Source organism: Rhodospirillales bacterium (genome assembly GCA_016699855.1).
Lineage (GTDB): Bacteria > Pseudomonadota > Alphaproteobacteria > Reyranellales > Reyranellaceae.
In genome coordinates this window covers 1,675,342-1,701,517 of sequence record CP064988.1, presented here as the reverse complement: position 1 = coordinate 1,701,517, position 26,176 = coordinate 1,675,342, and the positions used below count along the sequence as shown (strand labels likewise).

The following is a 26,176-nucleotide window of genomic DNA, read 5'->3' as shown; positions in this document are numbered from 1 at the left end:
AGGCGCAACATGTCCAACGTCACCGTCCGCGCCGCCGTCGCCGGCGACGCCGGCACGATCCACCGCTTCTCCGTCGCGCTGGCGACGTTCGAGGGCGAGCCCGACGCGGTGAAGGCGACGCCGGAGATCCTCGCGCGCGACGGCTTCGGGCCGGACGCCAAGTTCCGCGCGCTGATCGCCGAGCTCGACGGGCGGCCGGTCGGCTTCGCGCTCTACACCTTCAACTACTCCGTCTGGGAGGCGCGCCGCGGCGTGTTCCTCGAGGACATCTGGGTCGAGACCGACGTCCGCGCCGCCGGCGTCGGACGCGCGCTGATGGCGGCGCTGGCGCGGGAATGCGCGCGCGAGGGCTACGGCCGCATCGACCTCAACGTGCTGCACTGGAATCCGGCGCGGCGCTTCTACGAGACCCTGGGCTGCGCCCATATCGACACGTGGCTGCCGTACCGCGTGCGCGGCGAGGCGCTGGCGCGCCTCGCCGCCGACTGAGCAAGACGCCGCCCGCGACGATAGAGGAGGAACACCCCATGGAACGCGCGACCGTGAAGCTCGATGTGTCCGGTTTCATCGCCGTCGTGACGATGGACAACCCGCCGGTCAACGCCCAGAACCGGCAGTTCCACGAGGACATGATCTCGGTGTTCGACGAGATCAGCGACCGCGACGACATCCGCGTGGCCGTGCTGACGGGCGCCGGCAAGACGTTCTCGGCCGGCGCCGACATCAAGGGCCGAGCCGGCCAGGTGCGCGGTCCGGGCGAGCAATGGGGCCACAACCGCCGCGCCCGGGAGTGCTTCCACAGCATCGTCGAATGCCGAAAGCCGGTGATCGGGGCCATCAACGGCGTGGCGCTGGGCGCCGGCCTCGCGGTGGCCGCGTCCTGCGACATCCTCGTCGCCGCCGAGAACGCCGCGATCGGATTGCCGGAGATCGACGTCGGCCTGATGGGCGGCGGCCGCCACGCCATGCGCCTGTTCGGCCGGCACTCGCTGGTGCGGCGCATGATGTTCACGGGCTACCGCGTGCCGGCGGCGGAGTGCTACCGGCTGGGCGTGGTCGAGGCCTGCGTGCCGCTCGACAAGCTGATGGACACCGCGATGGAGTTCGCGCGCCAGATCGCCGGCAAGAGCCCCGTGGCGATGAAGTACGCCAAGCACTCGCTGAACACGATCGAGTTCACCACGCTGCGCGACGGCTATCGCTTCGAGCAGAACATGACCGCCGAGCTGGGCACGACGGAGGACTCGCGCGAGGCGATGCTGGCCTTCGCGGAGAAGCGCAATCCGGTGTTCAAGGGCCGCTGAGGCGGGCGCCGTGCGGGCCTATCGCCGGTTCGCGGCCATCCAGCGGGCGGCGAAATCGACCAGCGGGCGCTGGCGCATCAGCCGCGCGGTGGCGCGGCCGACGGGTCCGACCGCGACCGCGCCGGTCGCGATCTCGTAGGCGTGGCCGATGTCGTCGAAATCGCCGTCGTCGAAATCGATGTCGGAGAACGTCGCCCACTGGCGGCGTCCGTCGACGAGTATGGGCCCGGCGACCGTCCTGCGCTCCTTCGACGGCCAGGCGGCGCGGTGCTCGGCGAGGTGCAGCGAGGTGTTGCGGGCGTGCCCGACGCCCAGCAGCAGCACGGAGGCGTCGAGATCGTAGAGCCGCGCCAGCGGCGAGTTCTCGCCCATGCCGTCGTCGTAGCCGTGGCCGGAGGTGATCTCGGCGGCGCGCGGGCCGCGGGCGGCGAACGACACGTGCGGGTGGCGGCTGCGCAGCGCGCCGGGGTGGGTGCGGAAATTCTCGGCGACGACGCCCATGCGCCGGGTCGGCGTCGTCGCCGGATCGAACGCCGGCATGTTGGCGCGGATCACCGGCAGCCATTCGCGCGGCACCGGCGGCGCCTGCCACTCGGCGGGGTCGGTGAGGTGGCCGCTCTGGGTCGGCATCGCGATCGTGCCGTCGGGGCCGACGGCGCGGGTCACCGCCGCCACCACCGCCGGCGCGCCGCCGACCACCCAGCCCAGCGAAGACAGCGCGCAATGCACCAGCAGCACGTCGCCCGGCGCCACGCCCAGCGCGGCGAGGTCGCGCGCCAGGGTCTCGACGGTCGGCGGGGCGGCCCCGGTGCGGGCGACGAGATTGGCCTCTGACATGGCGGCGAGTGTAGCACCGCCGGCCGGCGTTCAGCGCTTCGGTATGCCGATCAGCCGGCCGGACTTGGCCGGCCGCGGCAGCCCGCCGTGCGTCGCCGCCATCAGCGCCAGACGCTCCCGCGTCTGCGCGGGGAACGGACCCGGCCGGCGCGTGGCATGGTCGATATGCATGATCATCAGCTCGCAGGTCGCCGCGAGGAAGCCCTGCTGCGCGTGGTACATCTGGTGGAAGAGGTGCAGGCGCTTGGAATCGTGGTCGAGCAGCTGCGTCGTGAAGCGCAGGTCGTCGCCGCCCTTGACCTCGCGGTCGTAGGTGATGTGCGCCTCCAGCACGAAGGTCATGCCCAGCTTGTTGCCGACGTAGCGGCGGCCCATGCCGATCTGCGTCGTGAACGCGCCGGAGGCGAAATCGAACGCCTCGAGGTAGCGCGACATGTTCATGTGGCCGTTCCAGTCGACCCACTCCGGCGGCACGGTGGCGCGGTGCAGGTCGAGCGGCGCCCTCGTGTCGAGCTCGGGCAGCTCGTACGGCAGGAGCGCGATCGGCTCCGGCACGGCCGGGCGGACGGCGCGCGGCGTGGCGGTCGCGGTCATTTCCGGCGCAGCCCGATCACACGGCCGGCTTTCTCCGGCGCCGGCAGCGTCGCGTGGGCCGCCGCCATGAGATCGAGGCGGCGGGCCGCTTCGGCCGGCCACGGCGCCGAGCGGCGCGTGGCGTAGTCGATGTTCATCAGGATCAGCTCGTTGGTCGCGGCCACGAAGCCCTCGGTGGCGTGGTACATGGTGTGGAAGTAGTGCACCTTCTTCGCGTCGTGGCCGAGGATCTGCGTCGTGATGCGCAGCGGATCACCCTCCTTGACCTCCTGGTCGTAGGTGGCGTGCGCCTCCAGCACGAACGTCATGCCGATCTTGTCGCGCGTGTACTCGAAGCCGACCCCGAGCTGCTTGCACAGCGTGTCGGTCGCCTTGTCGAAGGCCACGATGTAGTAGCCGACGTTCATGTGGCCGTTCCAGTCGATCCATTCCGGCTTCACCACGTCGCGGTGCCGGTCGAGCGGGGCGGCGAGATCGAGTTCCTCGATCGGATAGGGCAGGTCCGTCATGGCGCGGACCCTACAGAACGCGGCGCGCTTCGCGCAAGCCGCGCTGATGGCCCCATGAGGAGGATGCGGTTGGTACCGGGCGCGGCGGCGCGCAGGATGCCGCCGCGGAACAGGAGGCGGGAAATGGCGAAGGCGAAGAAGGCGTTGGTCCTCGGGGTCGGGGCGGAACGCGGCGTGGGCGCGGCGGTGGGTCGGCGGTTCGCGCGCGAGGGCTACCACGTGATCGTGGCCGGCCGCACGGCGGCCAAGGTCGACAAGGTCGCGGCGTCGATCCGCGCCGCCGGCGGCTCGGCCGCGTCCGTCGTCGCCGACGCGACCAGCGAGGCCGACGTGGCGGCGCTGTTCGACCGCGCGATGGCCGACGACGCCGAGGGCGCGCCGGCCGAGGTCGCGGTGTTCAACGTCGGCAACAACATGTCGGGCGATCTGCGCGAGTTCAGCGTCGCGGATTTCGAGTCGCTGTGGCGGCTGGGGTGCTTCGCCGGCTTCGTGTTCGCGCGCGAGGCGGCGCGCCGCTTCGCGCCCCTGGGCCGCGGCACGGTGATCTTCACCGGCGCCAGCGCCAGTCTGCGCGGGCGCGCACGCTTCGCGGCCTTCGCGGCGGCAAAGATGGGCCTGCGCGGCATCGCCCAGTCCATGGCGCGTGAGTTCGGCCCGGCCGGCATCCATGTGGCCCACGTCGTGGTCGACGGCGGCATCGACGGCGAACGGCTGATCTCGCGCATGCCGGCGCGCCGCGAGCAGGCCGGACCGGACGGGCTGCTCGACGTCGACGCGATCGCCGACACCTATTGGCACATCCATGGCCAGCACCGCAGCGCCTGGACCCAGGAGGTCGACCTGCGGCCGTACAAGGAGAGCTTCTAGGACGCGATCACTGGAGGCGCCGTGCGCGACGCCGCATCGCCCCATCTGTCATCCCGAGCGTAGCGAGGGATCCAGGGGAGGCGCCTAGATCCCTCGCTACGCTCGGGATGACAGATGGACGCGCGACCTGCGTTCGCGTTCGGTCGGCCGGACGTCGTCCTACGAACGCGCGCTGAGCGGAATTTCGGCGAGTTCCGTGAACACGGCTTTGCCCAGTCGGCGCGCGGTGGCGACCATGTCGTCGGCGCCGGCGGACGGACCGTCGATGCGCAGGACGGTGTCGCACTTGCCGATCCGCTCGCGGGCCACGGGGTGGAATATCTGGTCGAACACCGCGTCGCCGATCCGCGTCGAGCCGGCGCGTTCCAGCGGCGGCAGCGCGAACCGCTCGCCCGGCGCCGGCAGATGGCCGAGGCGGAAGACGCGCGGCGCGGTCTCCTCCATGGCGTCGAGAGTGCGCTGGATGAGGTCGGGATCGCCGCGGGTGCCGGAGCGTCAGGGGCCGGCGACGAGGATCATGAGCCGCGCCGTCATACCGGCCTCATGGCACCGCGAGGAGCTCGTCGGCGACGAGGCCGGGCGCCGAGATGACGCAGTTGTGGCCGGCCTCGATCGCGCGGAACCGCACGCCGGGCATGGCCTGCGCCCGCTCGTGGTTGCCGGCGGAGACCGGATAGCGCGGCTTGACGCAGGCGATGTAGGTCATCGGCAGGCCGTTGCCGGGTCCGTTGGCGATGCGCACGGGCTCGGTGTAGCAGCGCAGCGGATGCGGCGTGAGCCGCTCGTGCGTCCACGCCGCCAGCGCCGGATCGTCGATGATCAGGCTACCGACCGGCGCGAAGGGCAGCACCTTCACGCCGCCGACCTCGTAGGCCAGCGTCCGGCGCTTGGCGGCGATGCGCTCGGGGATGCGGCCGAAGATCGACTGGCCGTCGCGCGCGATGCCGCCGTCGAGGATCACGAGATGCGCCACCCGCGACGGATCGCGGTCGACCGCCATCTGCGCGATCAGGCTGCCGAAGCTGTGGCCGACCAGCACGACGTCGCGCAGGTCGCTGTCGGCGAGGCAGGCCAGGGTATCCTCGACGCAGGTGTCGTTGCTGATATCCGGCCCGAGCTCCGCGGCGCGCTCGCCGACGCCACGGAACGTCGGCGTGTGGACGGCGTGGCCGGCGGCGCGCAGCCGCGCGGCGACGAACTGCCACGTCCAGCCGCCCATCCAGGCGCCGGGCAGGCAGACGAAGGTGCGGGGGCTGGGCGTCGTCATCGGCGCGCGATGATGGCGCCGGCGGTGGCGCGCGTCGAGCCGCCCGCGCCCGGCGATTTCCGCGTGGCGATCAGTGCCGCGTCGTCATCGCCATGAACGCGCCGAGGTCCTCGACCGAGTCGAGGTCGCGGCAGGCCGCGACCAGCCGCTCGGTGCGCTCGGCGCCCAGCACCGGCGCCACCAGCGCGCGGAACTTCGCGGCCAGCTTGTGCCATTGCGCGTCGAGGTCGGCCATCGGCTCGCCGACGTCGGTGGTCTCGCTGACCTCGCGGCCGTCGCGCAGGCGCATCACCACCTCGGCGGCGCTGTGGCGGTCGTGGCGGCGCGTCTCGATCGCGACCTTGTCGCGCAGCGCCGCCAGCGCCGGATCGTTCGCGAGCTCGTCGGTGTAGACGCTGTCGTTGGCGGTGTCGCGGCCGGCCAATGCCATCGCCGCCGTGAAGCGCAGCGAGAACTTGATCTCCAGACCCGTGCGCGGCTCGGGGATTCCGCAGACCTTCAGATGGCCCTCGTCGATCCGTAGCGTGACGCGCTCGACCTCCTCGCCCGTCAGCTTGAAGCGCTCCTTCAGCGTCCGCACCGCCTCGATGCTGGAATGCGTCAGGTAGCAGGCGGCGTGGTACTTGAAGAGCGTCGCGGGGATGTGGAAGCCGCCCTCCGGCTCGGCCAGCGCCTCGGCCGGCCGCGGCGTCGTCGACTGCGTCGCGAGGAAACCCTGCGGGACGTCGAGGATCGAGGGGTGCGAGGTGAAGCCCTTGGCCGCCCAGCGCGCCGCCTGCACGCCGTTCTGCGCCGCCTTGCCGGCGTGCAGCGGCTTGCACATCGTGCCGAACACGCTCTTCAGCCCGGCCGCCTGGGTGCCGGCGATGCCCAGCGCGTGGCGCGTGCGCTCGGCGTCGAGGCCCAGCAGATTGGCGCAGGCCGCCGCAGCGCCGAACGCGCCGATCGTGCCGGTGTTGTGCCAGCCCGCCGCGTAGTGGCTGGGGCCGACCAGGCGGCCGATGCGGCACTCCGTCTCGAGCCCGGCCACGAACGCGGTGACGACGTCGCGCCCGGACAGGCCGCGGGCCTCGGCCAGCGCCAGCACCGCCGGCGCCACGGGGACGGTGGGGTGACCGCCCATGCCGAGATGCACGTCGTCGTAGTCGAGCGCGTGGCCCATGGCGCCGTTGATCAGCGCCGCCGTCGCGATGCCGACATGCTCGCCGCGGCCGATCACCGTCGAGCGCGCGCTACCGCCGTCCTCGCCCGCGACCTCGCTGAGGATACCGGTCAGCGGCTCGTCCATGCCCGAGATCGAGACGCCGAGGAAATCGAGCACGCATTGCTTGGCCACCGTGCGGGCTTCCGGCGAGAGGTGCTGGTAGCGCAGTCCGGCGGCCTTCGCGGCCAGAGCGGCGGTCACGTCTGCTGGTCCGGTCGGCGTCGCGGCGCTCGCTGCTTCGGTCACGGTGGTCGCTCCGGTGGTCTGGCGTCGAGGGGTGGAAGGGTGTCGCAATTCAGGTGTGCGCGCAAACGGACGCGACATGGCGTTCCTGTCGCGCCGGCTTCATCTGCCGTCGGTGAGGAATTCCGGATAGTTCGTGGAGCATGTCATTCTGGAGGGGAAGTCGAACTCTCCCTGCCAGAGGGACCCCCGGCGCCGGTCGCCAACGCCGGCTACGGAGCGGTCGGCGCGCCCCGTCGCCACGATCGCGTCGTGCGAACGATGTCGATCGATGAACGGGTGGGCGTCGGCCCGGAGCCGCGAAATCAGGAGCGTGATGCCGTCGTCGGCACGGCATCCTGCGTCGAACGTCACCGACCAGGGCTCCGCGACGTCGGAGTCGTCGCTGGCGATCAGGGCCGGTACGTCGTAGGTCGCGCGGGGTTTGGCGTCGGCGCGCCGCCATTGGACGTGCACCGATGCCGTGATGTCGAACGAGACGCGCCCTCGCTTCTTCGAGAACCAAATCCCGGCGACGACCTCGTCCGCGGCCGCCTTCCGCAGGCGACGATTGCTCACGCGCGTGAAACCATCCTCCGCCAAGCGCCGCCGCAATTCGCGGTAGATCGGCACATGCGCCTTGGCGAGGTCGGCCGCAACTTCCAGCATCGGTGGTCGCATGCCGTTCGCGTCCCGTCGTCGAAGGTTGTCCAATCGTTGGAGGATCCCGACGCCTCTACCGCTCTTACTACCGGAGATATCGTGTAAGGTAAAGCAACTTTTGCGGGTGTCCGCTGAACGCCCGGTCACGCGTCACGGCTGGTGCGACGCGATCGCCGTTTCCCCGCGCCCTGGATTCGGTCAACATCCCGCCCGGCGCGGTCGCGGCGGGAGGGTCCCGCGGGCGTCCAGCGCGCCCGAGGACCCGATGTCGACGCCCGCCGGACCGCTTTCCCTGCCGATGACCATCCTATCCTATTCGGCGTGGCCACTGACCATGATCGTCGGTCTCGTCGGCACCGCCTTCGCGATGGCGAGCGACCATCCGCTGCTGTGGTTCAACGCGCTGTATCTGGCGGTGGCGCTGGCGCTGGGGGGCCTGGAGCGCGTCCTGCCGCACGAGCGGCGGTGGCTCGCCAACGACAGCCAGACGTTGGTCGACCTCGCGCACACGCTGCTGAACAAGGGCGCGGTCCAGCTCGCCACCGCCGTCGCCCTGACCCTGACGGTGGTGGCGACCCGCGTGGTCGAGCCGTCCTCGGTGGCGCCGTTCGCGCTGTGGCCCTCGCAATGGCCGATGTTCGCGCAGGTGGCGCTCGCGCTGGTCGTCGCCGAGCTCGGCCTCTACGCAGCGCACCGGCTGGCGCACGAATGGGGATTGATGTGGCGCTTCCACGCGCTGCACCACAGCGTCACCCGCCTGTGGTTCGTCAACACGGGCCGCTTCCACGTCGTCGACACGTTTGTGAAGATCGCGCTGAGCCAGTCGCTGCTATGGCTGCTGGGCGCGCCGCTGCCGGTCTACGTCTGGTTCGCCGCCGTCACCGCCTTCGTCGGCGTGCTCACGCACTGCAACGTCGACATGCGGACCGGCCCGCTCGACCTGGTCTTCAACACGCCGAACCTGCACCGCTGGCACCACTCGACCGATCCGGCCGAGGGCAACCGGAACTACGGCGAGAACCTGGTGCTGTGGGACCACTTGTTCGGCACGTATTTCAACCCGCCGCGCCGACCGCCGGCCGAGATCGGCATCAAAGGCGAGATCGCGCAGGGCTTCCTCGGCCAGATCGCGCAACCGTTCACCGCCCGCGGCGTCCGAGAGATCCTCGGCGAGACCTGACGGCCCGTTTCGCAACGCAGACCGGCGCCGCCGCCGGGTGGCGCGCCATGGCCGTTCTGATAGGTTGCGCGCCGCCGGGATGGAGGGATCGATGGCCGAGACGAACCGACGCGTGCTGCTGAAGGCGCGCCCGGCCGGGGAACCGACGCCGGCCGATTTCGACGTCGTCGACGCGCCCGCGCCGGAGCCGGCCGAGGGCCAGTACCTGTCGCGCACCATCTGGCTGTCGCTCGATCCATACATGCGCGGCCGCATGGCCGAGGCCAAGGGCTACGCCGCCAATGTCGGCCTCGGTGAACCGATGGTCGGCGGCACCGTCGGGCAGGTGGTCAAGTCGCGGAATCCGAAGTTCAAGGAGGGCGATTTCGTCGCCGAGTACAGCGGCTGGCAAAGCCTCGCCGTTTCGGACGGCGCCGGCGTCATGAAGCTCGATCCGAAGGCGGCGCCGATCTCCACGGCGCTTTCGGTGCTGGGCATGCCGGGGATGACCGCGTGGTGGGGCCTGATGCGTATCGGCCAGCCCAAGCCGGGCGAGACGGTGGTCGTGTCGGCGGCGTCCGGCGCGGTCGGCTCGGTGGTCGGGCAGATCGCGAGGATGAAGGGCTGCCGCGCGGTGGGTATCGCCGGCGGCAAGGACAAATGCGACTACGTCGTGGGCGAGCTCGGCTTCGACGCCTGCGTCGACTACAAGGCGGCCGGCGCGAACCTGTTCAAGGCGGTGCGCGAGGCCTGCCCGAAGGGCATCGACGTCTATTTCGAGAACGTCGGCGGCGCGGTGCAGGCCGCGGTGCTGCCTCAGCTCAACGATTTCGCGCGGGTGCCGCTGTGCGGGCTGATCTCGCAGTACAACGAGACCAGGCTCAATCCCGGCCCGGACTGGCGGCTGCTGCTGGTCAAGCGCGCGCTGGTCAAGGGCTTCATCGTCAGCGACCACTTCAACGACATGCCCGAGTTCTGGCAGGAGGTGCCGGCCGGGGTGAAGGCGGGGCGGATCAAGTACCGCGAGGACGTGGTGAAGGGCATCGACAACGCGCCGGAGGCCTTCATCGGCCTGCTCAAAGGGCGCAATTTCGGCAAGCTGCTGGTGCAGGTGTCGGACGATCCGACGCGCGGCTGAAAGCGCGGCTGCGGACGATGGTGGAATCGAGGATGGACTTGCGATGAGCGAACAGAAGGCCCCCTCGCCGGCGCTGCCGGCGACCACCGTGCTGCTGCTGCGGCCCTCGCGGCGGCAGGGCGGCGCCTCGGCGGTCGAGGTTTTCATGGTGGTGCGCCACCACAAGATCGACTCGTTCTCCGGCGCGCTGGTGTTTCCCGGCGGCAAGCTGGAGGACGCCGACGGCGATCCGCGGGTGCGGGCGCGCTGCGCCGGCGCCGACGGCGTCGATGACGCCGAGCTGAAGTTCCGCGTCGCCGGGGTGCGCGAGGCGTTCGAGGAGTGCGGCATCCTGCTGGCCCGCAAGCGCGGCGCCGCGGCGCTGATCGGCGCCGCCGAGCTGGCGCCGATCGAGGCGCGCTGGCGCGAGCGGCTGGCGAAGGACGACGCCAGCATCCTCGACATGGTGGAGGCCGAGGATCTCGAGCTGGTGGTCGAGGGGATGGTGCCCTACGCCCACTGGATCACCCCCGCGATGGTGCCGAAGCGCTTCGACACGTGGTTCTTCGTCGCCGCCGCGCCGGCCGACCAGGTGGCGTTGCACGACGGCTCGGAGTCGGTGGACTCGGTGTGGATCGAGCCGAACCAGGCCGTCGCCGAGGCCGACGCCGGCCAGCGCACGATGGTGTTCCCGACCCGCCAGAACCTTCTGATGCTTGGCGAGTCGCCCACGGTCGAGGCGGCGATCGAGACGTCGCGGCGGCGGCCGGTCGTGACGGTGCTGCCGGTGGTCAAGGATTTCGACGGCAAGAAGTTCCTGACCATCCCCGAGAACGCCGGTTACAAGATCACCCGCGTCGCGCGCGAAAGCGCTTAGCTCGGGCGCGCCGGACGCGCCGCCGCCATGGGCGCCGTCCTCGACATCGTGGCGCCGGTGCTGGTGATCGCGCTGGCGGGCTACGCGCTGGGGCGCACGTCGCTGCTCTCGCCCGAGGGCTTGCGCGGCTTCGGCAACGCCACGTTCTACATACTGTTCGCCTGCCTGCTGTTCCGGTCGATGGCCAAGGTGCGGCTGGAGACGCTCGATCCGTCGATCCTGCTGGCGTTCTTCGGCGGCGCGCTGGGCGTGTTCGGCGCCATGCTGCTGGTCGGCCGCTACGCCCTCGGCATGGCCGCGCCGGAGCGCGCCGTGCTGGCGTTGTCGAGCTCGTTCTCCAACGGCGTCGGGCTCGGCATCCCGCTGGTGACGCTGGCGTTCGGCGAGGACGGTCTGGTGCCGCTGCTGATGATCATCAGCGTGCATTCCCTGATCCTGCTGACCCTGACGTCGTTCTTGATCGAGCTCGGCCAGGGCGCAGGCCGCGGCGGCATCGGCCGCACGTTGCTGGCGGCCACCGCGGCCATGTTCAAGCATCCCGTGCTGCCGGCCATCTTCGCGGGGTTGCTCTGGGGCGCCTTGACGGCGCGCGTCCCCGGCCTGGCGCTGCCGGCGGTGCTCGACCGCGCCATGGCGCTGGCGGCGCAGGCGGCGGCGCCGTGCGGCCTGATCATGCTCGGCGCCTCGCTGGCGCATGTCGGATTCCGCGGCCACTGGCGCGAGGGCATGCTGAGCGCGGCGGTCAAGCTCGTCGCCCTGCCGGCGCTGGTCTACGTGCTGGGGCGCTACGTGTTCCGGCTCGACCCGCTGTGGCTGACCGTGGCCACGATCGACGCCACGCTGCCGGCCGGCGCCAACGTCTATCTGATCGCCCAGCGCTACGGCGCCGGGGTCGGGCTGGCGACCAACGGAGTCGTGCTGTCGACGCTGGCCAGCGTCGTCACGGTCTCGGTCGCCCTGATGCTGCTGGGCGTCGGCGCTTGACCGCGCGTCAGCGCGGGCGTTCGATACGATGAAACGCGAGGAGGGACCGATGGGCTACGAGACGATCACCGTGCGGCGCATGTCCGGCGCCTGCGGCGCCGAGGTGCTCGGCGTCGACGTCACGTCGCTGAGCAACGCGCAGTGGGAGGAGACCCGACGCGCCTTCGCCGAGCACGGCGTGATCTTCTTCCGCGACCAGAAGCTGACGCCGGAACAGCATCTGGCGTTCGCCCGGCGCTGGGGACCGATCGACATCAACCGCTTCTTCAAGGCGGTCGAGGGCTACCCCGAGATCGCGGAGGTGCGCAAGGAGCCCGAGCAGAGGACGAATATCGGCGGCGGCTGGCACACCGACCACAGCTACGATCCGGAGCCCGCGATGGGCTCGATCCTGCTGGCGCGCGAGGTGCCGGACGAGGGCGGCGACACGCTGTTCTCGAGCATGTACGCCGCCTACGACGCGCTCTCCGATGGGCTGAAGCGGACGCTGGAGGGGCTGAACGCGGTGCATTCCGACGAGCACGTGTTCGGCGCCAAGGGCTACAACGCGCGCAACACCGAGGGCGGCCGCATCGGCAACGTCCACGCCACGCGAGGCGAGGTGGTCCATCCCGTGGTGATCGCGCATCCCGAGAGCGGCCGCAGGGCGCTGTACGTCAACTCGGCCTTCACGCTGCGCTTCGAGGGCTGGTCGGTCGAGGACAGCCAGCCGCTGCTGCAGCACCTCTACCGCCACGCCGTGCGGCCGGAGTTCTCGTGCCGGTTCCGCTGGGCGCCGGGCTCGATCGCCTTCTGGGACAACCGCGCCACATGGCACTACGCCGCCAACGACTACCACGGCGAACGGCGGCTGATGCACCGGATCACGGTCGCCGGCACGAAGCTGCGCGGGGTGAATTGACGCGCGGACGGGCCGCGTTCCGCGCTCGCCTCACGGTCGCGACCGCGCTGGCTTCCGCGCCGCATGCCGCCGCCGTGGCGCAGGGCCCGGCGCCGGCTGAGGCTGTGCCGCTGGCACGCATGTATTGCGGCGAGTTCCGCTGGCGCGGCGACCGCAAGATCGACCGCGTCGTCTACCGCTTCGAACCGCCCGGCGAGCCGGTGCGCGGCGAGAGCGAGGTCGTCGGTGCCGGCACCTACGACGCCGGCGACCGGGTGATCGCGCTGCGCCTGACGGCGCGGTTCCGGCCGGCCGACGGCGGCATCGAGGTGCGCGAGCGCACCGACCCGCCGGGCGATCCCAAATACATCGTCGACGGCGCCAACCGCGGCTGGGTCGCGACCGACGGCTCGACCCTGGTCGCGGTGTGGACGACGCGCCGCACCGGCGACAAGGGCGATCTGCGGATGCGGGCGTGCGCCGACGGGGTGCCGACATCGTGACCGCCGGCGGCTGACGGGCGGGCGTGCGCCGTGGTAAGTCGCGGGCGCGCCGCGTCGTGGAGTGTCCGCGCCATGCCCGATTTGTCCCGCCGCCTGATCCTCGCCGCCCTGCCGGCCGTCGTGGCATCGCGCGCGTCGGCCCAGTCGCCGCTTTGGACCGATGTCGTGCCGCCGGACATGGCGTTCCGGATCGAGATGCCGTCGCCGGTCGAGCGGTCGGTGGCGTCGGCGACCGAGCCGGCGCACGTCGGCCCGCGGATCGCGTGGCAGGCGAGCCTGGAACGGCAGAACTTCGACTTCGACCATGTCGACTACAAGCCGGAGGCGCTCGCCGGCCGCGACTCGAAGGAGGTCGCGCGCGAGCTCGGCCGCGGCGCCGTCGACAAGGCGTTTCCGCGGCCCAAATTCCACTATCTGCGCGACGAGGCGGTCACGCTCGAGGGCTGGGACGGCTACGCGCTCGACATCCAGGGCGACGACGGCCAGGGCGTCGTCATGCGTACCTGGCTGGTCGGCGACCGGCTCTACCGGCTGCTGGCGACCTACGGCGCCGACATGCGCTCGAAGGGCGCCGCCCTGCGTTTCACCGACTCCTTCAAGGTCTCGCGCAAGCGGTAGCGCCGATCACGTCCGCGTGCCGCCGACGGTCAGCGCGTCGATCCGCACGGTCGGCTGGCCGACGCCCACGGGAACGCCTTGGCCGTCCTTGCCCCACGTGCCGACGCCCAGATCCAGCTCCATGTCGTCGCCGATCATGCCGATGCGCATCAACGCGTCGGCGCCGGCGCCGATCAGCGTGGCGCCCTTGACCGGCGCGCCGATCCTGCCGTTCTCGATCACGTAGGCCTCGGTGCAGCTGAAGACGAACTTGCCGCTGACGATGTCGACCTGGCCGCCGCCGAAATTCACCGCGTAGAGGCCGCGCGGCACCGAGGCCATGATCTCCTCGGGCTTGTGGCCGCCCGCCAGCATCAGCGTGTTGGTCATGCGCGGCATCGGCTGGTGGCCGTGGCTCTGGCGGCGGCCGTTGCCGGTCGGCGCCGCCCCCATCAGCCGGGCGTTCATCCGGTCCTGCATCAGCCCGACCAGGCGGCCGTCCTCGATCAGGGTCGTGCGCCCGGTCGGCGTGCCCTCGTCGTCGATCGTCAGAGACCCGCGGCGGTCCATCATCGTGCCGTCGTCGACCACCGTGACGCCCGGCGCGGCGATGCGCTCGCCCATAAGGCGCGTGAACACCGAGGTCTTCTTGCGGTGGAAATCGCCCTCCAGCCCGTGGCCGACCGCCTCGTGCCACAGGATGCCGGACCAGCCCGGGCCGAGCACGACCGGCATCTCGCCGGCCGGTGCGTCGATCGAATCGAGATTCACCAGCGCCTGCCGGATGGCCTCGTCGGTCTGGTCCTTCCAGTAGTCGGGGTTCAGGATCTCGCCGTAGAGGGTGCGGCCGCCGCTGCCGCAGGAGCCGGTCTCGCGCCGGCCGCCGCGCTCGGCGACCACCGAGACGTTGAGGCGCACCAGTGGACGCACGTCGGCGACCCGCCTTCCGTCCGCCCGCACGATCTCGATCACCTGCCAGCTGGCCGACAGCGAGGCCGAGACCTGGCGCAGGGTCGGCTCGGTGGCACGCGCGTAGGCGTCGATCTCGGCCAGCAACTTCACCTTGTCCTCGAAGGCGACGCCGCCGATCGGATTCTCGTCGGTGTAGAGGGCGGCGTTGGTGCCGCGCGGCCCCTCGGCGGCGGTGCCCCCGTGGCCCGACCGGACCGCCTTGACCGTGGCGGCGGCGCGCCGCAGCGCCGCCTCGTCGAGGCTGGAAGCGTGCGCGAAGCCGGTCGTCTCGCCGGACACGGCCCGCAGCCCGAATCCCTGCGTGGTGTCGAAACTGGCGCTCTTGAGCTTGCCGTCGTCCCACGCCAAGGCTTCGCTCTGGGCGTACTCGAGGAACAATTCGCCGTCGTCGGCGCCATCCAAGGCGTCGCGCACGACGCCGACGGTGCGGTCGCGGTCGAGCCCCGCGCGCTCGAAGAACAGCGTGTCGGCGGTGGCGAGGGATTGGGACATGGGAACTCCTGTGACCAGCCGGGAACATAGGCAGCGACCGGCGCGACGTCCACGTCCGGCGGTCGTCGCCGCGGTCGCGTTGCACCGCGAAACTGACGAGCGCAGGCGGCGCCGGAAGCCGGGGATATCCACGCTGCGGCGGGCTGACGCACGGCGGCCGCGACCGAAAAAGCGTTACGTCCGCCAATGGGTTCTGCTAGATAACGGCCGTTTCCCGGCGCTGCGGGCGCCGGGGATCGCGCGCCCCCGTCGAGGGGCGCGGCCGATGGTCGAGAGGGAGCGTAGGGGCATGATCGGCAAGATGGGCGCGGCGGTCCGGAACGGGCTTCTCGGCATCGGCGTGGCGCTGGCTTCGGCCGGCGCGGCGCTGGCCCAGGGAACGGTCGGCGTGCCGCATCCCGGCCAGATGAACCTGTCCGAGCCGGCGACGCCGGTGATGGAGCGGCTGGTCGCGCTGCACACGGGGTTGCTCTGGATCATCACGGTCATCACGTTGTTCGTGCTGGCCCTCATGGTCTACGTGATGGTCAAGTTCCGCGCCTCGGCCAACCCGGTCCCCTCGCAGACGACCCACCACACGTTGCTCGAGGTGGCGTGGACGGTGCTGCCGATCTTCATCCTGATCGGCATCGCGATTCCGTCGTTCCGGCTGCTGTATTTCATGGACCGCACCTTCGAGGCCGGCATGACGGTCAAGGTCGTGGCCCACCAGTGGTACTGGACCTACGAGTACCATGATCTCAAGACGGCCAAGAACGAGGTGGTGTCGTTCGACAGCTACATGCTCAAGAAGGACGACTGGGCCAAGCTGCCGGACGCCGACAAGCGGACCCGGCCGTGGCTGCTGGCGGTCGACAACGAGCTGGTCGTGCCGGTCGACACCAACGTGCGCGTCCTGGTCGCCTCGACCGACGTCATGCACTCCTGGGCCGTCCCGGCGTTCGGCGTCAAGCAGGACGCCATCATCGGGCGCACCAACGAGACCTGGTTCAAGGCGACCAAGGAGGGCGTGTTCTACGGCCAGTGCTCGCAGATCTGCGGCAAGGACCACGCCTACATGCCGATCGCGGTGCGGGTGGTCTCCAAGGCCGAGTTCGAGAAGTGGTCGGCCGCGCGCAAGACCGCCGGCTTCGCGGCTCCGGCGCCGGCCATCGAGATCGCCGCCGTCGCGCCGCGCTGACGCGGCCGCCGGAACCATCACGCATCCCTAGAGTCCGCGTCACGGAAGGATTGTCCCCATGGCCACCGGAACGCACGCCGCGCACGGCGCCCACGACCACCACGACCACACCCCGGGCTTCTTCAGCCGCTGGTTCATGTCGACCAACCATAAGGACATCGGGACGCTGTACCTGATCTTCGCGGCGGTCGCCGGCATCGTCGGCGGCGCGCTGTCGGTCTACATGCGGATGGAGCTGCTGCACCCCGGCGTGCAGTACATGAACGGTCCGGACGGCGCTCCGAACGGCCACCTCTGGAACTCCGTCGTGACGGCGCACGGCCTGATCATGGTGTTCTTCGTCGTCATGCCGGCGTTGATCGGCGGGTTCGGCAACTGGTTCGTGCCGATCATGATCGGCGCGCCGGACATGGCGTTCCCGCGCATGAACAACATCTCGTTCTGGCTGACGGTCGCCGGCTTCATCATGCTGCTGTGCTCGCTGATCTTCGGCGACGGCGTCGGCACCGGCTGGACGATCTACGTGCCGTTGAGCGGATCGGGCCATCCCGGACCGTCCATGGATTTCGCGATCTTCTCGCTCCACCTCGCGGGCGCGGCCTCGATCCTCGGCGCCGCCAACTTCATCACCACGATCTTCAACATGCGCGCGCCGGGCATGACGCTCCACCGCATGCCGCTGTTCGCGTGGTCGATCCTGGTGACGGCGTTCCTGCTGCTGCTGGCGCTGCCGGTTCTGGCGGGCTGCATCACCATGCTGCTGACCGACCGCAATTTCGGCACCGGCTTCTTCGATCCCGCCAAGGGCGGCGATCCGATGCTGTTCATGCACCTGTTCTGGTTCTTCGGGCATCCCGAGGTCTACATCATGATCCTGCCGGCGTTCGGCATCGTGAGCCAGATCGTCTCGACCTTCTCGCGCAAGCCGGTGTTCGGCTACCTCGGCATGGCCTACGCCATGGTGGCGATCGGCGTCGTCGGCTTCGTGGTGTGGGCTCACCACATGTACACCGTCGGCATGGACGTCGACACGCGCGCCTACTTCATGGCCGCGACCATGGTGATCGCGGTGCCGACCGGCGTGAAGATCTTCAGCTGGATCGCCACGATGTGGGGCGGCTCGATCAAGTTCGAGGTGCCGATGCTGTGGGCGCTCGGCCTGATCTTCCTGTTCACGGTCGGCGGCGTCACCGGCGTCGTGCTGGCCAACGCCGGCGTCGACATCGCGCTGCACAACACCTACTACGTCATCGCCCACTTCCACTACGTGCTGTCGCTGGGCGCCGTCTACGGCATCTTCGCCGGCTACTACTACTGGATCGGCAAGATGACCGGCCGCCAGTACAACGAGACGATCGCGCAGATCCATTTCTGGGCGACCTTCGTCGGCGTCAACCTGACGTTCTTCCCGATGCATTTCTCCGGCCTGGCCGGCATGCCGCGCCACTACATCGACTACCCGGAGGCGTTCCACACCTGGAACTACGTGTCGTCGATCGGCGCCTTCATCGGCTTCGGCGCGACGCTGCTGTGGGCGGCATCGGCGGTCTACACGATCTATTTCGGCGGCCGCAAGGTCGGAGAGAACTACTGGGGCGACGGCGCCACGACGATCGAGTGGACCGTCTCCTCGCCGCCCGCGTTCCACACCTTCGACGAGCTGCCGAAGGTGAGCGACGCGGCGCACCACTGACGCGGCCGCGCGGGCTCCGGCGTCCGCGCGCGCCTTTCCGGCGATTCCTGGGAACGCGATGACCGACCTCTCGGCCGACGCCCTGAAGCCCGACGGCGCCGCGGACATCCGCGGCGTCTCGCGCGTCGGCGACTGGATCGCGCTGCTCAAGCCGCGCGTGATGTCGCTGGTCGTGTTCACGGGCTTCGTCGGGCTGTGGCTGGCGCCCGGCCACATCCATCCCGTGCTGGCGACGGTGGCGGTGGCCGCCATCGCGATCGGCGCCGGCGCGTCGGGCGCCATCAACATGTGGTTCGACCGCGACATCGACGCCGTCATGACGCGCACGCGGCGCCGGCCGATCCCGGCCGGCAAGATCGCGCCCGACGACGCGCTGGGCTTCGGCGTCCTGCTGGCGATCTTCTCGGTCGTGCTGATGACGGTGGCGACCAACGTCGTCGCCGGCGGGCTGCTGGCGCTTACCATCGCGTTCTACGTCTTCGTCTACACCATCTGGCTGAAGCGGCGGACGCCGCAGAACATCGTCATCGGCGGCGCCGCCGGCGCCTTCCCGCCGATGATCGGCTGGGCCGCGGTCACGGGCAGCATCGACTGGGCGTCGCTGTCGCTGTTCCTGCTGATCTTCATGTGGACGCCGCCGCATTTCTGGGCGCTGTCGCTGTTCCACAACGACGACTACCGCCGCGCCGGCGTGCCGATGCTGCCGGTGGTCGCGGGCGAGCGCGCCACCAAGATCCAGATGCTGGCCTACTGCCTCCTGCTGCTGCCGACCGGGATCCTGCCGACCGTCACCGGCGTCGCGGGCTGGGGCTACGGCGCGTTCTCGCTGGCGATGGGCGTGGCGTTCCTCGCGTTCTGCCTGCGGGTCTGGCGCGCGGCGGAGGGCGAGGCCGGCCCGGCGCGGGCCATGTTCAAGTTCTCGCTGGCGTACCTTTTCCTGCTGTTCGCGGCTCTCGTCGCGGACCGCCTGGCGTTCGCCTAGGGGCGCGGGAGGCATGGCGATGGCCGACGAACCCGCCCGCAAGCCGTGGCAGAGCGAGCGCCACGAGCGGCAGCGCGCCAAGAACTGGATCGTGCTCGGCGCGATCGTCGCGGTGTTCGCGCTGTTCTTCGTCATCACGATCATCAAGATCGGCGGCGCCGGGGTGCTGCCGGGAGCGCCGCGGTGAGGCCGGCCGCCGACCTCGCGCGCCGCAACCGCCGGGTCGGGCTGGCGGCGTTCGCGTTCACCGCCGCCATGGTCGGCGTCGCCTACGCCTCGGTGCCGCTGTACGAGCTGTTCTGCCGCGTCACCGGCTTCGCCGGCACCACCCAGGTCGCCGCCGCCGCGCCGGGCCGCGTGCTCGACCGCGTGGTGCGCGTGCGCTTCGACGCCAACCGCGACGGCAACCTGCCGTGGACCTTCGAGCCGCTGCAGCGCCAGGTCGAGGCGCGGCTGGGCGAGGAGAAGCTGGTCTTCTACCGCGTCACCAACAACGCCGCGCGGCCGATCGTCGGCACCGCGACGTTCAACGTCACGCCCGACATCGCCGGCCAGTGGTTCAACAAGATCCAGTGCTTCTGCTTCACCGAGCAGCTCCTGATGCCGGGCGAGAGCGTCGACATGCCGGTGACGTTCTTCGTCGATCCGGCGATGGCCGACGACCGCCGGTACGACAAGGTGGCGGCGATCACGCTGTCCTACACGTTCTTCGAAGCCAGGACCGACCGCGCGAGGGCGCTGCTCGACGACCTCGCCCGGGCGCGCAAGCCCGCGGCGGGCGCCGACGCGCCGCGCGGCACGGAAGTTCCAAGGAAGGGTGGTTGATATGGCCGACGCCGCGCACGCCGAACAGAAGCATCCGTTCCACCTCGTCGATCCCAGCGCGTGGCCGCTGGTCGGCTCGATCGCGGGCGTGCTGCTGGCGTTCGGCGCCGCCCTCTACCTGCATCCCTCGATGCTCGGCGAGGGCAACAAGGCCGCGTTGACGGCCGCCGGGCCGTGGACGGTCGCGCCCGGCCTGCTGCTGGTGCTGCTCACGATGTGGTTCTGGTGGGCCGACGTGATCCGCGAGTCGCGGATCAACCACACGCCCGTCGTCCAGCTCGGCCTGCGCTACGGCATGATGCTGTTCATCGCCTCGGAGGTGTTCTTCTTCCTGGCCTTCTTCTGGGCCTTCTTCGACGCCTCGCTCTACCCCGGCGCCTACAACATGCCGGCGCGCACGGAGTTCACCGGCGGCGTCTGGCCGCCCAAGGGCGTCTCGCCGTTCGATCCGTTCGATCTGCCGCTGATGAACACGCTGATCCTGTTGCTGTCCGGCACGACGGTGACGTGGGCGCATCACGCCATCCTCGAGGGCGACCAGAAGAACGCCGTGCGCGGCCTGCTTGTCACCGTCATCCTCGGCGCCTTCTTCACGGCGGTGCAGGCCTACGAGTACAGCCACGCCGCCTTCGGCTTCAAGGACGGCATCTACTCGTCGACCTTCTACATGGCGACCGGCTTCCACGGCTTCCACGTGCTGGTCGGCACGATCTTCCTGACGGTCTGCCTGTTCCGCGCCATGAAGGGCCACTTCAAGCCGGAGCAGCATTTCGGCTTCGAGGCGGCCGCCTGGTACTGGCACTTCGTCGACGTGGTGTGGATCTTCCTGTTCTTCGCCATCTACTGGTGGGGTCTGGGCAGCGCCGTGCCGGCCGCGCACTGACGCGCGCCAGCGTCCTTCCGCGCGACGCCGGCTCCCTCGCGGGAGCCGGCGTTCGCTTTTGCGGGGCGCCGTCGGCGGCGCGCCGCCATGCTAGGGTCGCGCGATGACGCACTGGCCGCATCTGTCGCCCTTCGCCACCGGCCTGGCCGGCAGGTGTCCGCGGTGCGGGCGGGGCGCCCTGTTCACCGCGCTGCTGACGGTGCGCGAGCGCTGCGCCGAGTGCGGGCTCGATCTGCGCGGGCACGACGCGGGCGACGGACCGGCGGTGTTCGTGATCCTCGGTCTGGGAGCGCTGCTGGTGCCGCTGGTGTTGTGGATGGAGTTCCGGTTCGACCCGCCGTGGTGGCTTCACGTCGTGGTGTGGGGGCCCGTCACCCTGGCGATGACGATCCTGCCGCTGCGTCTGATCAAGGGGATTCTCGTGGCCCAGCAGTACCGCCACCGCTCGACCGCCGGCGGGGAGGACGACCGGTGATCGCCGGCGGCCGCTTCCGGCCGACCTTCTGGGCCACTGTCTTCACCGTGCCGGCGGTGCTGGTGATGGCCGGGCTCGGCGTCTGGCAGACCCAGCGCCTGGCGTGGAAGACCGAGCTGGTCGACCGGCTGAAGTCGCACATGGCGCAGCCGCCGCTCGAGCCCGCCGCGGTCGCCGCCGATCCCGCCGCCGCCGAGTACCGCAAGGTCCGCCTGACGGGCACCTTCCTGCACGACAAGGAGATGTACCTGCTGGCGCGCAGCATGCGCGGCAACGTCGGCGTCCACGTCGTCACGCCGCTGCGCCTGGCCGACGGCGCGACCATCCTGTTCAACCGCGGCTGGCTGCCGGAGGAATACAAGAACCCGGCGCGACGCGCGCAGGGGCAGGCCGCCGGCACCGTCACCGTCGAGGGGGTCGTGCGGCTGACCGAGGCCGACCGCAAGGGCTGGTTCGTCCCCGAGAACCGGCCGGACCGCAACGTCTGGCTCACTGTCGACGTCGCCACCATGCGGCGCACGGCGGGACTAGCGGACGGCGCCGCGCTCAAGGCCGACCGTTGGTGGGTCGCGGCCGACGCCACGCCCAATCCCGGCCTTTACCCGATCGGCGGGCAGACGCGCATCGACATCCCCAACGACCACCTGCAATACGCCATCACGTGGTTCCTGCTCGCCGTCACGCTTATCGGAGTCTACCTCGTCTACCACTGGCGTCGCGACGGGCCGGTCGTGCCGCCGCCACCGGAGCGCGGCTAGAGGACATGACGTGACCGACAACGCCGCCTACCGCGAGCTCGAGACGCGGTTCCGCCGCCTCAGCGCCGTCGAGGGCGCGATGGCGATCCTCGGCTGGGACCGCTCGGCGATGATGCCGCCGGGCAGCTCGGCCGACCGCGCCGAGCAGATGGCGGCGCTGGGCGTGATCGCGCACGAGCGCCTGACGGCGCCGGACATGGGCGACCTGCTCGACGGCGCGACCGCCGCCGGCGGGCTCGACGCCTGGCGGGCCGCTAATCTTCGGGAGATGCGCCGGATCTGGACCCATGCCACGGCGCTGTCGCCGGAGCTGGTCGAGGCTTCCTCGCGCGCCGCCGCCGCGTGCGAGATGGCGTGGCGCGAGGCGCGCGCGAAGGACGACTTCGCGTCGCTGCGGCCGCATCTCCAGCGCGTGCTCGACCTTCGGCGCGAGGCCGGGCAGGCCAAGGCGGCGCGGCTGGGTGTCGGTCTCTACGACGCCCTGCTCGACGAATTCGAGCCCGGCGGCCGCGCCGCGCGCATCGACGCGGTGTTCGACGCGCTCGAATCCTTCTTGCCGGAGCTGCGCGCCCGCGCCATGGAGCGGCAGGCCGCGCGTCCGGCGCCGCTGCCGCTCGCCGGTCCGTTCCCGGTCGAGGCGCAGCGTCGCCTCGGGCTGGAGATGATGAAGGCCGTCGGCTTCGATTTCGACCGCGGCCGGCTCGACGTCTCGGCGCATCCGTTCACCGGCGGCACGCCGGACGACATCCGTCTGACCACCCGCTACGACGAGGCGGATTTCGCGCGCGCGCTGATGGGCGTGCTGCACGAGACCGGGCACGCGATGTACGAGGGCGGTCTGCCCGCCGCGTGGCGCCACCAGCCCGTCGGCCGCGCCCGTGGGATGACGCTGCACGAGTCGCAGTCGCTGCTCCTGGAGATGCAGGCCTGCCGCGGCCGCGCCTTCATCGGTTTCGCGGCGCCCCGGATGCGTGCGGCGTTCGACGGCGCCGGACCTCGATGGGAGGCCGACAACATCCACCGGCTCTACACCGTGGTCCGGCCGGGCTTCATCCGCGTCGACGCCGACGAGATCTGCTATCCATCGCACGTCATCCTGCGCTACCGGCTCGAGCGCGCCATGCTGGCCGGCGATCTGGCTCTGGCCGATCTCCCCGGCGCCTGGAACGACGGCATGGAGAAGGCGCTGGGAATCCGGCCGCCGACCGACGCGCTGGGCTGCCTGCAGGACATCCACTGGCCCGACGGCGCTTGGGGCTACTTTCCAACCTACACGCTGGGCGCGCTGGCCGCGGCCCAGCTCTTCGCCGCCGCGACGGCGGTCGATCCCGGCATCGAGCCGGGCCTCGCGCGCGGCGATTTCACGCCGCTCTACGCCTGGCTGCGCGCCAACGTGCACGGACGCGGCGCCTCGGCGACGACCGACGAGATCCTCACGGCGGCCACCGGCGCGCCGCTCGGCGTCGAGGCCTTCAGGCGACATCTGGAGCGGCGCTACCTTGAGGACTGACATCCGCGCCGTCGGGTTGCATGCCCGCCGGCCCTATGCTTGATGGCGGACGGGAGAACGCCGCCGCCATGCCCGGACCGCTGCGCTACTGGGAAGACATCGAGCTCGACAAGGTCTACGAGCTCGGCTCGCGCGTCATGACTGAGGCGGAGATCGTGGCGTTCGGCCTCGAGTTCGATCCGCAGCCGATCCACGTCGACAAGAAGGCCGCGGAGGCCTCGATGTTCGGCGGCCTGATCGCCAGCGGCTGGCACACCGGGGCGGCCATGATGCGGCTGATGGTCGACGGGTACCTCAATCCCGAGACCAGCCTCGGTTCGCCCGGCCTCGACGAGATCCGCTGGCACAAGCCGGTGCGGGCCGGCGACACGATCCATGTCTCGGTGCGCGCCTACGAGAAGACGCCGTCGCGCAGCAAGCCGCATATCGGTGTGATCCGCAACGAGTGGACCGTGCGCGACCAGAACGGCGAGCCCGTCATGACCGTGCGCGGCATGGGCATGTTCCGCCGCCGGCCGGCGGCCTAGGCGCGGCATGCCGGGCCCCAAGCGCTACTGGGAGGATTTCGAGCTCGGGCGCGTCTATCCGATCGGCTCGACCAGCTTCACCGAGGAGCGCGTCGTGTCGTTCGGGCGCGACTTCGATCCGCAGCCTTTCCACGTCGACAAGGCGGCCGCGGAGGCCTCGATGTTCGGCGGCCTGATCGCCAGCGGCTGGCACACATGCGCCGCCGTGATGCGCCTGCTGGTCGACAATTTCAGCCATCCCGACACCAGCGTCGGCGGCGCCGGCGTCCAGGACGTGCGCTGGCTCAAGCCGGTGCGGCCCGGCGACACGCTGACCGCCAGCGTCACGCTGGTGGAGAAGCGCGAATCGTCGAGCCGCCGCGACATCGGGCTGATCTTCAAGGAGTTCGAGGTCGTCAACCAGGCGGGCGAGCTGGTGATGACGATGCAGGGTCGCGAGTTCATCCGCCGCCGTCCGGCGGCGGATTGACGCGCCGCGACGGGAGGACGCGATGGCGAAGCAGGCGGTAAAGGGCATCGACCACGCGGTGGTGGTGGTGAAGGACATAGACGCCGCCGAGGCCGCCTACAAGCGCCTCGGGTTCCAGGTGCAGCCGCGCGGCTTCCACACGCGGCTGGGCACGGCGAACCACCTGATGATCTTCGCCGACAACTACTACGAGCTGATCGGCATCGTGACCCCCAACGAGTTCAACGCCGAGCGGCGGGCGCTGCTGGAGAAGGGCGGCGGACTCGTCAACGCCGCGCTGCGCACCGACGGCGCCGACATCGCGCACGCGGCGTGGACCGCCGCCGGGCTGCAGCCCGACGCGGTGCTGGATTTCGGCCGCGACGTGGAGATCGCGGGCCGGATGGAGCACGCCGCCTTCCGCACCGTCCGCCTCGGCACCAAGCGGGCGAAGCTGCTGGGCTACTTCGTGTGCGAGCACCGCACGCCGCAGTTCGTCTACCGCGCGGAGTGGGCGAAGCATCCCAACGGCGTGAAGGGCGTGGCCGGCGCCGCCGTGATCGCGTCCGATCCCGCCATCGACGAGGACTACGTGCGCCGCGTCTTCGGCGCCGACGCGGTGCGGCGCGACGGGGACGACCTGCTGGTCGAGAGCGGCGGCACACCGATCCGGTTCATGACGCGCGCGCGGTTCCGCGCCCGCTATCCCGGCGCGGAGACGGAGCGGAACGACGACCATCCCGCGCTGCTGAGCTTCGCGGTGGCCGATCCCGCCGCGACCGCCGCCACGCTCGCGGCCAACGGCGTGGCGCACGTCCGGCCGGACGCCGGGCGCGTGCTGGTGTCGGCCAAGGACGCCGGCGGCGTCTGCGTCGAGTTCGCGAAGGGTTGACCGCCGCGATGAACGCGCCCGTGGACGTGGCCGGCGGGTCGCCGGCGGTCGACCTGACCGATGCCGGATCGTTCGGCTATCTGACGACGGAGAACCTGCGCTTCCAGGACGTCGACGCCAACGGCCACGTCAACAACGTGGCCTTCATGGCGTTCATCGAGAACGCCCGCGTGCTCTACATCAAAGAGCGCATGCGGTTCATCGAGGAGGCCGGGCTGTCCGTCGTGGCGGCGCATCTCGAGCTCGATCTGCGGCGCCAGATGTTCTACCCCGGCAACATCCGGGCCGGCGCGCGTCTGATGGAGATCCGGCGGTCATCGTTCGTGGTGGGGCAGGCGATCTTCGACCAGTCCGGCGCCTGCGCCGCGACAGGGCACGCGGTCGTGGTGGTGATCGACCCGGCGTCGGGCCGGAGCCGCCCGATCCCGGAGGATATCCGCGTCCGTCTCGTCGCCGCCGCGGGCTCGCGCGACGGCCTGTTCGGTTGAGGCGCGCATGGACGCGACGATCCCCGAGGGCTTCACCGCCTTCGACATCCCCGACGATTTCATCGGTCTGGTCGGCCCGCTCTACGTGCGGATCGAGGCCGACGGCATGCGCATCGGCCTGCCGCTGGAGCGGCGCCACGGCAACCCGATGGGCGTCGCCCATGGCGGCCTGCTGGTCACCGTCGCCGACATGGTGATGGGGATCGGCTGCGGCTTCACGACGGGGATCCGCTGGCCGCATCCGACGATCTCGATGAACTGCGATTTCGTGCGCGGCGCGAAGCTGGGGAACTGGGTCGACGGCAAGGCCGTCGTGACCCGGCGCACGGCGAATTTCTGTTTCTGCCGCACCGAGCTGGTATGCGCCGGCGAGACCGTGCTGACCGCCTCCGGCGTGTTCCGCGTCCCCGACCTCAAGCGCGTCCCGCCGGACCGCCGCCCGCCGGCCTGACGCGCGGTCGACGGCA

The 26,176-nt window shown here is 70.7% G+C and carries 31 protein-coding genes and 1 pseudogene; 24 read left to right on the top strand and 8 right to left on the bottom strand.

The window, feature by feature from the left end; all coding sequences use genetic code 11:
* Positions 1 to 9 precede the first annotated feature (9 nt).
* Both IPK81_07960 and IPK81_07955 read left to right on the top strand, forming a co-directional pair.
* Positions 10 to 489 carry a GNAT family N-acetyltransferase gene (locus IPK81_07960; protein QQS14104.1) on the top strand — a complete coding sequence of 160 codons (480 nt, stop codon included), beginning with the start codon at positions 10 to 12 and terminating at the stop codon, positions 487 to 489.
* A 38-nt stretch (positions 490 to 527) separates the two neighbouring features.
* The gene (locus IPK81_07955) at positions 528 to 1,304 is read left to right on the top strand and encodes an enoyl-CoA hydratase/isomerase family protein (GenBank protein QQS14103.1); all 777 of its coding nucleotides are present in this window, start codon (positions 528 to 530) and stop codon (positions 1,302 to 1,304) included.
* Positions 1,305 to 1,322: 18 nt separating this feature from the next.
* Here IPK81_07955 and IPK81_07950 read toward each other — a convergent pair whose 3' ends face one another.
* The 3 genes from IPK81_07950 to IPK81_07940 are packed head-to-tail and all read right to left on the bottom strand — an operon-like array spanning position 1,323 to position 3,244.
* Entirely contained in the window at positions 1,323 to 2,141 is an 819-nt protein-coding gene (locus tag IPK81_07950) for an AAC(3) family N-acetyltransferase (GenBank protein QQS14102.1), read from the bottom strand.
* 30 nt (positions 2,142 to 2,171) lie between these two features.
* Entirely contained in the window at positions 2,172 to 2,735 is a 564-nt protein-coding gene (locus tag IPK81_07945) for a thioesterase family protein (GenBank protein QQS14101.1), read from the bottom strand.
* Positions 2,732 to 3,244: a thioesterase family protein gene (locus IPK81_07940; GenBank protein QQS14100.1), complete on the bottom strand. Its 513-nt coding sequence runs from the start codon at positions 3,242 to 3,244 to the stop codon at positions 2,732 to 2,734. Before IPK81_07940 ends, IPK81_07945 begins: the two co-directional genes overlap by 4 nt.
* A 123-nt stretch (positions 3,245 to 3,367) precedes the next feature.
* Here IPK81_07940 and IPK81_07935 point away from each other — a divergent pair, with 123 nt between their 5' ends.
* Positions 3,368 to 4,111, top strand: coding sequence for an SDR family NAD(P)-dependent oxidoreductase (locus IPK81_07935; protein ID QQS14099.1), 744 nt, complete (start codon positions 3,368 to 3,370; stop codon positions 4,109 to 4,111).
* 159 nt (positions 4,112 to 4,270) lie between these two features.
* Here the strand turns inward: IPK81_07935 and IPK81_07930 are convergent.
* The 4 genes and pseudogenes from IPK81_07930 to IPK81_07915 all read right to left on the bottom strand — a co-directional run bounded on the left by IPK81_07930 (position 4,271) and on the right by IPK81_07915 (position 7,485).
* Positions 4,271 to 4,645, bottom strand: a pseudogene (locus IPK81_07930) (DUF4406 domain-containing protein).
* 7 nt (positions 4,646 to 4,652) lie between these two features.
* A complete protein-coding gene (locus tag IPK81_07925; GenBank protein ID QQS14098.1) occupies positions 4,653 to 5,378 on the bottom strand; it encodes an alpha/beta hydrolase in 726 nt (241 codons plus the stop codon).
* 70 nt (positions 5,379 to 5,448) lie between these two features.
* Entirely contained in the window at positions 5,449 to 6,828 is a 1,380-nt protein-coding gene (locus IPK81_07920; GenBank protein QQS14097.1) for an MmgE/PrpD family protein, read from the bottom strand.
* Positions 6,829 to 6,927: 99 nt separating this feature from the next.
* Positions 6,928 to 7,485, bottom strand: a complete 558-nt coding sequence (locus tag IPK81_07915) for a hypothetical protein (GenBank protein ID QQS14096.1) — start codon at positions 7,483 to 7,485, stop codon at positions 6,928 to 6,930.
* A gap of 280 nt (positions 7,486 to 7,765) precedes the next feature.
* Here IPK81_07915 and IPK81_07910 point away from each other — a divergent pair, with 280 nt between their 5' ends.
* The 7 genes from IPK81_07910 to IPK81_07880 all read left to right on the top strand — a co-directional run bounded on the left by IPK81_07910 (position 7,766) and on the right by IPK81_07880 (position 13,605).
* Complete coding sequence (locus tag IPK81_07910; protein ID QQS15003.1) at positions 7,766 to 8,647, top strand: sterol desaturase family protein; 882 nt, start codon at positions 7,766 to 7,768, stop codon at positions 8,645 to 8,647.
* Positions 8,648 to 8,738: 91 nt separating this feature from the next.
* Complete coding sequence (locus IPK81_07905) at positions 8,739 to 9,764, top strand: NADP-dependent oxidoreductase (protein QQS14095.1); 1,026 nt, start codon at positions 8,739 to 8,741, stop codon at positions 9,762 to 9,764.
* A 43-nt stretch (positions 9,765 to 9,807) separates the two neighbouring features.
* The gene (locus IPK81_07900) at positions 9,808 to 10,620 is read left to right on the top strand and encodes an NUDIX hydrolase (GenBank protein ID QQS14094.1); all 813 of its coding nucleotides are present in this window, start codon (positions 9,808 to 9,810) and stop codon (positions 10,618 to 10,620) included.
* Between the two features lie 27 nt (positions 10,621 to 10,647).
* Positions 10,648 to 11,604, top strand: a complete 957-nt coding sequence (locus IPK81_07895; protein QQS14093.1) for an AEC family transporter — start codon at positions 10,648 to 10,650, stop codon at positions 11,602 to 11,604.
* A gap of 49 nt (positions 11,605 to 11,653) precedes the next feature.
* Positions 11,654 to 12,505 (top strand): TauD/TfdA family dioxygenase, encoded by an 852-nt coding sequence (locus IPK81_07890; protein QQS14092.1) that lies wholly within the window; start codon positions 11,654 to 11,656, stop codon positions 12,503 to 12,505.
* A gap of 104 nt (positions 12,506 to 12,609) precedes the next feature.
* Positions 12,610 to 12,987 (top strand): hypothetical protein, encoded by a 378-nt coding sequence (locus IPK81_07885; protein ID QQS14091.1) that lies wholly within the window; start codon positions 12,610 to 12,612, stop codon positions 12,985 to 12,987.
* A 72-nt stretch (positions 12,988 to 13,059) separates the two neighbouring features.
* Positions 13,060 to 13,605 (top strand): hypothetical protein, encoded by a 546-nt coding sequence (locus tag IPK81_07880; protein ID QQS14090.1) that lies wholly within the window; start codon positions 13,060 to 13,062, stop codon positions 13,603 to 13,605.
* 6 nt (positions 13,606 to 13,611) lie between these two features.
* Here the strand turns inward: IPK81_07880 and tldD are convergent, their stop codons facing one another.
* Positions 13,612 to 15,048 (bottom strand): metalloprotease TldD, encoded by a 1,437-nt coding sequence (gene tldD, locus IPK81_07875; GenBank protein ID QQS14089.1) that lies wholly within the window; start codon positions 15,046 to 15,048, stop codon positions 13,612 to 13,614.
* Between the two features lie 301 nt (positions 15,049 to 15,349).
* On the opposite strand from tldD, the gene coxB reads away from it, so the two are divergent.
* The 14 genes from coxB (at position 15,350) to IPK81_07805 (ending at position 26,160) form a co-directional block, all read left to right on the top strand.
* Complete coding sequence (gene coxB / locus IPK81_07870) at positions 15,350 to 16,228, top strand: cytochrome c oxidase subunit II (GenBank protein QQS15002.1); 879 nt, start codon at positions 15,350 to 15,352, stop codon at positions 16,226 to 16,228.
* Between the two features lie 58 nt (positions 16,229 to 16,286).
* On the top strand, positions 16,287 to 17,921 hold the full coding sequence (gene ctaD / locus IPK81_07865; GenBank protein ID QQS14088.1) for a cytochrome c oxidase subunit I: 1,635 nt from the start codon (positions 16,287 to 16,289) through the stop codon (positions 17,919 to 17,921).
* 58 nt (positions 17,922 to 17,979) lie between these two features.
* Positions 17,980 to 18,903, top strand: a complete 924-nt coding sequence (locus IPK81_07860; GenBank protein QQS14087.1) for a protoheme IX farnesyltransferase — start codon at positions 17,980 to 17,982, stop codon at positions 18,901 to 18,903.
* A 19-nt stretch (positions 18,904 to 18,922) separates the two neighbouring features.
* Complete coding sequence (locus tag IPK81_07855) at positions 18,923 to 19,090, top strand: hypothetical protein (protein ID QQS14086.1); 168 nt, start codon at positions 18,923 to 18,925, stop codon at positions 19,088 to 19,090.
* On the top strand, positions 19,087 to 19,728 hold the full coding sequence (locus tag IPK81_07850) for a cytochrome c oxidase assembly protein (protein QQS14085.1): 642 nt from the start codon (positions 19,087 to 19,089) through the stop codon (positions 19,726 to 19,728). The genes IPK81_07855 and IPK81_07850 overlap by 4 nt, the downstream gene beginning before the upstream one ends.
* A gap of 1 nt (position 19,729) precedes the next feature.
* Complete coding sequence (locus IPK81_07845; GenBank protein ID QQS14084.1) at positions 19,730 to 20,611, top strand: cytochrome c oxidase subunit 3; 882 nt, start codon at positions 19,730 to 19,732, stop codon at positions 20,609 to 20,611.
* A 103-nt stretch (positions 20,612 to 20,714) separates the two neighbouring features.
* Positions 20,715 to 21,086: a DUF983 domain-containing protein gene (locus IPK81_07840; GenBank protein ID QQS14083.1), complete on the top strand. Its 372-nt coding sequence runs from the start codon at positions 20,715 to 20,717 to the stop codon at positions 21,084 to 21,086.
* The gene (locus IPK81_07835; GenBank protein ID QQS14082.1) at positions 21,083 to 21,844 is read left to right on the top strand and encodes an SURF1 family protein; all 762 of its coding nucleotides are present in this window, start codon (positions 21,083 to 21,085) and stop codon (positions 21,842 to 21,844) included. Before IPK81_07840 ends, IPK81_07835 begins: the two co-directional genes overlap by 4 nt.
* Before the next feature lie 10 nt (positions 21,845 to 21,854).
* A complete protein-coding gene (locus IPK81_07830) occupies positions 21,855 to 23,354 on the top strand; it encodes a carboxypeptidase M32 (protein ID QQS14081.1) in 1,500 nt (499 codons plus the stop codon).
* Between the two features lie 68 nt (positions 23,355 to 23,422).
* Positions 23,423 to 23,881, top strand: coding sequence for a MaoC family dehydratase (locus IPK81_07825; GenBank protein QQS14080.1), 459 nt, complete (start codon positions 23,423 to 23,425; stop codon positions 23,879 to 23,881).
* 7 nt (positions 23,882 to 23,888) lie between these two features.
* Positions 23,889 to 24,350 (top strand): MaoC family dehydratase, encoded by a 462-nt coding sequence (locus IPK81_07820; GenBank protein ID QQS14079.1) that lies wholly within the window; start codon positions 23,889 to 23,891, stop codon positions 24,348 to 24,350.
* Between the two features lie 22 nt (positions 24,351 to 24,372).
* Entirely contained in the window at positions 24,373 to 25,221 is an 849-nt protein-coding gene (locus IPK81_07815) for a VOC family protein (GenBank protein QQS14078.1), read from the top strand.
* A gap of 8 nt (positions 25,222 to 25,229) precedes the next feature.
* Complete coding sequence (locus IPK81_07810; GenBank protein QQS14077.1) at positions 25,230 to 25,709, top strand: acyl-CoA thioesterase; 480 nt, start codon at positions 25,230 to 25,232, stop codon at positions 25,707 to 25,709.
* A 7-nt stretch (positions 25,710 to 25,716) separates the two neighbouring features.
* On the top strand, positions 25,717 to 26,160 hold the full coding sequence (locus IPK81_07805; GenBank protein QQS14076.1) for a PaaI family thioesterase: 444 nt from the start codon (positions 25,717 to 25,719) through the stop codon (positions 26,158 to 26,160).
* The last annotated feature ends 16 nt before the right edge of the window (positions 26,161 to 26,176 follow it).

What these genes read in the sequence shown, in the direction of transcription:
- coxB (QQS15002.1), top strand. Translation starts at nt 15,350, where the DNA reads ATGGGCGCGGCGGTCCGGAACGGGCTTCTCGGCATCGGCGTGGCGCTG.
- IPK81_07805 (QQS14076.1), top strand. Translation starts at nt 25,717, where the DNA reads ATGGACGCGACGATCCCCGAGGGCTTCACCGCCTTCGACATCCCCGAC.
- IPK81_07880 (QQS14090.1), top strand. Translation starts at nt 13,060, where the DNA reads ATGCCCGATTTGTCCCGCCGCCTGATCCTCGCCGCCCTGCCGGCCGTC.
- IPK81_07935 (QQS14099.1), top strand. Translation starts at nt 3,368, where the DNA reads ATGGCGAAGGCGAAGAAGGCGTTGGTCCTCGGGGTCGGGGCGGAACGC.
- IPK81_07825 (QQS14080.1), top strand. Translation starts at nt 23,423, where the DNA reads ATGCCCGGACCGCTGCGCTACTGGGAAGACATCGAGCTCGACAAGGTC.
- IPK81_07860 (QQS14087.1), top strand. Translation starts at nt 17,980, where the DNA reads ATGACCGACCTCTCGGCCGACGCCCTGAAGCCCGACGGCGCCGCGGAC.
- IPK81_07915 (QQS14096.1), bottom strand. Translation starts at nt 7,485, where the DNA reads ATGCGACCACCGATGCTGGAAGTTGCGGCCGACCTCGCCAAGGCGCAT.
- IPK81_07960 (QQS14104.1), top strand. Translation starts at nt 10, where the DNA reads ATGTCCAACGTCACCGTCCGCGCCGCCGTCGCCGGCGACGCCGGCACG.
- IPK81_07950 (QQS14102.1), bottom strand. Translation starts at nt 2,141, where the DNA reads ATGTCAGAGGCCAATCTCGTCGCCCGCACCGGGGCCGCCCCGCCGACC.
- IPK81_07840 (QQS14083.1), top strand. Translation starts at nt 20,715, where the DNA reads ATGACGCACTGGCCGCATCTGTCGCCCTTCGCCACCGGCCTGGCCGGC.
- IPK81_07900 (QQS14094.1), top strand. Translation starts at nt 9,808, where the DNA reads ATGAGCGAACAGAAGGCCCCCTCGCCGGCGCTGCCGGCGACCACCGTG.
- IPK81_07845 (QQS14084.1), top strand. Translation starts at nt 19,730, where the DNA reads ATGGCCGACGCCGCGCACGCCGAACAGAAGCATCCGTTCCACCTCGTC.
- IPK81_07925 (QQS14098.1), bottom strand. Translation starts at nt 5,378, where the DNA reads ATGACGACGCCCAGCCCCCGCACCTTCGTCTGCCTGCCCGGCGCCTGG.
- IPK81_07910 (QQS15003.1), top strand. Translation starts at nt 7,766, where the DNA reads ATGACCATCCTATCCTATTCGGCGTGGCCACTGACCATGATCGTCGGT.
- IPK81_07905 (QQS14095.1), top strand. Translation starts at nt 8,739, where the DNA reads ATGGCCGAGACGAACCGACGCGTGCTGCTGAAGGCGCGCCCGGCCGGG.
- IPK81_07815 (QQS14078.1), top strand. Translation starts at nt 24,373, where the DNA reads ATGGCGAAGCAGGCGGTAAAGGGCATCGACCACGCGGTGGTGGTGGTG.
- IPK81_07955 (QQS14103.1), top strand. Translation starts at nt 528, where the DNA reads ATGGAACGCGCGACCGTGAAGCTCGATGTGTCCGGTTTCATCGCCGTC.
- IPK81_07940 (QQS14100.1), bottom strand. Translation starts at nt 3,244, where the DNA reads ATGACGGACCTGCCCTATCCGATCGAGGAACTCGATCTCGCCGCCCCG.
- IPK81_07855 (QQS14086.1), top strand. Translation starts at nt 18,923, where the DNA reads ATGGCCGACGAACCCGCCCGCAAGCCGTGGCAGAGCGAGCGCCACGAG.
- IPK81_07890 (QQS14092.1), top strand. Translation starts at nt 11,654, where the DNA reads ATGGGCTACGAGACGATCACCGTGCGGCGCATGTCCGGCGCCTGCGGC.
- tldD (QQS14089.1), bottom strand. Translation starts at nt 15,048, where the DNA reads ATGTCCCAATCCCTCGCCACCGCCGACACGCTGTTCTTCGAGCGCGCG.
- IPK81_07820 (QQS14079.1), top strand. Translation starts at nt 23,889, where the DNA reads ATGCCGGGCCCCAAGCGCTACTGGGAGGATTTCGAGCTCGGGCGCGTC.
- IPK81_07945 (QQS14101.1), bottom strand. Translation starts at nt 2,735, where the DNA reads ATGACCGCGACCGCCACGCCGCGCGCCGTCCGCCCGGCCGTGCCGGAG.
- IPK81_07810 (QQS14077.1), top strand. Translation starts at nt 25,230, where the DNA reads ATGAACGCGCCCGTGGACGTGGCCGGCGGGTCGCCGGCGGTCGACCTG.
- IPK81_07895 (QQS14093.1), top strand. Translation starts at nt 10,648, where the DNA reads ATGGGCGCCGTCCTCGACATCGTGGCGCCGGTGCTGGTGATCGCGCTG.
- ctaD (QQS14088.1), top strand. Translation starts at nt 16,287, where the DNA reads ATGGCCACCGGAACGCACGCCGCGCACGGCGCCCACGACCACCACGAC.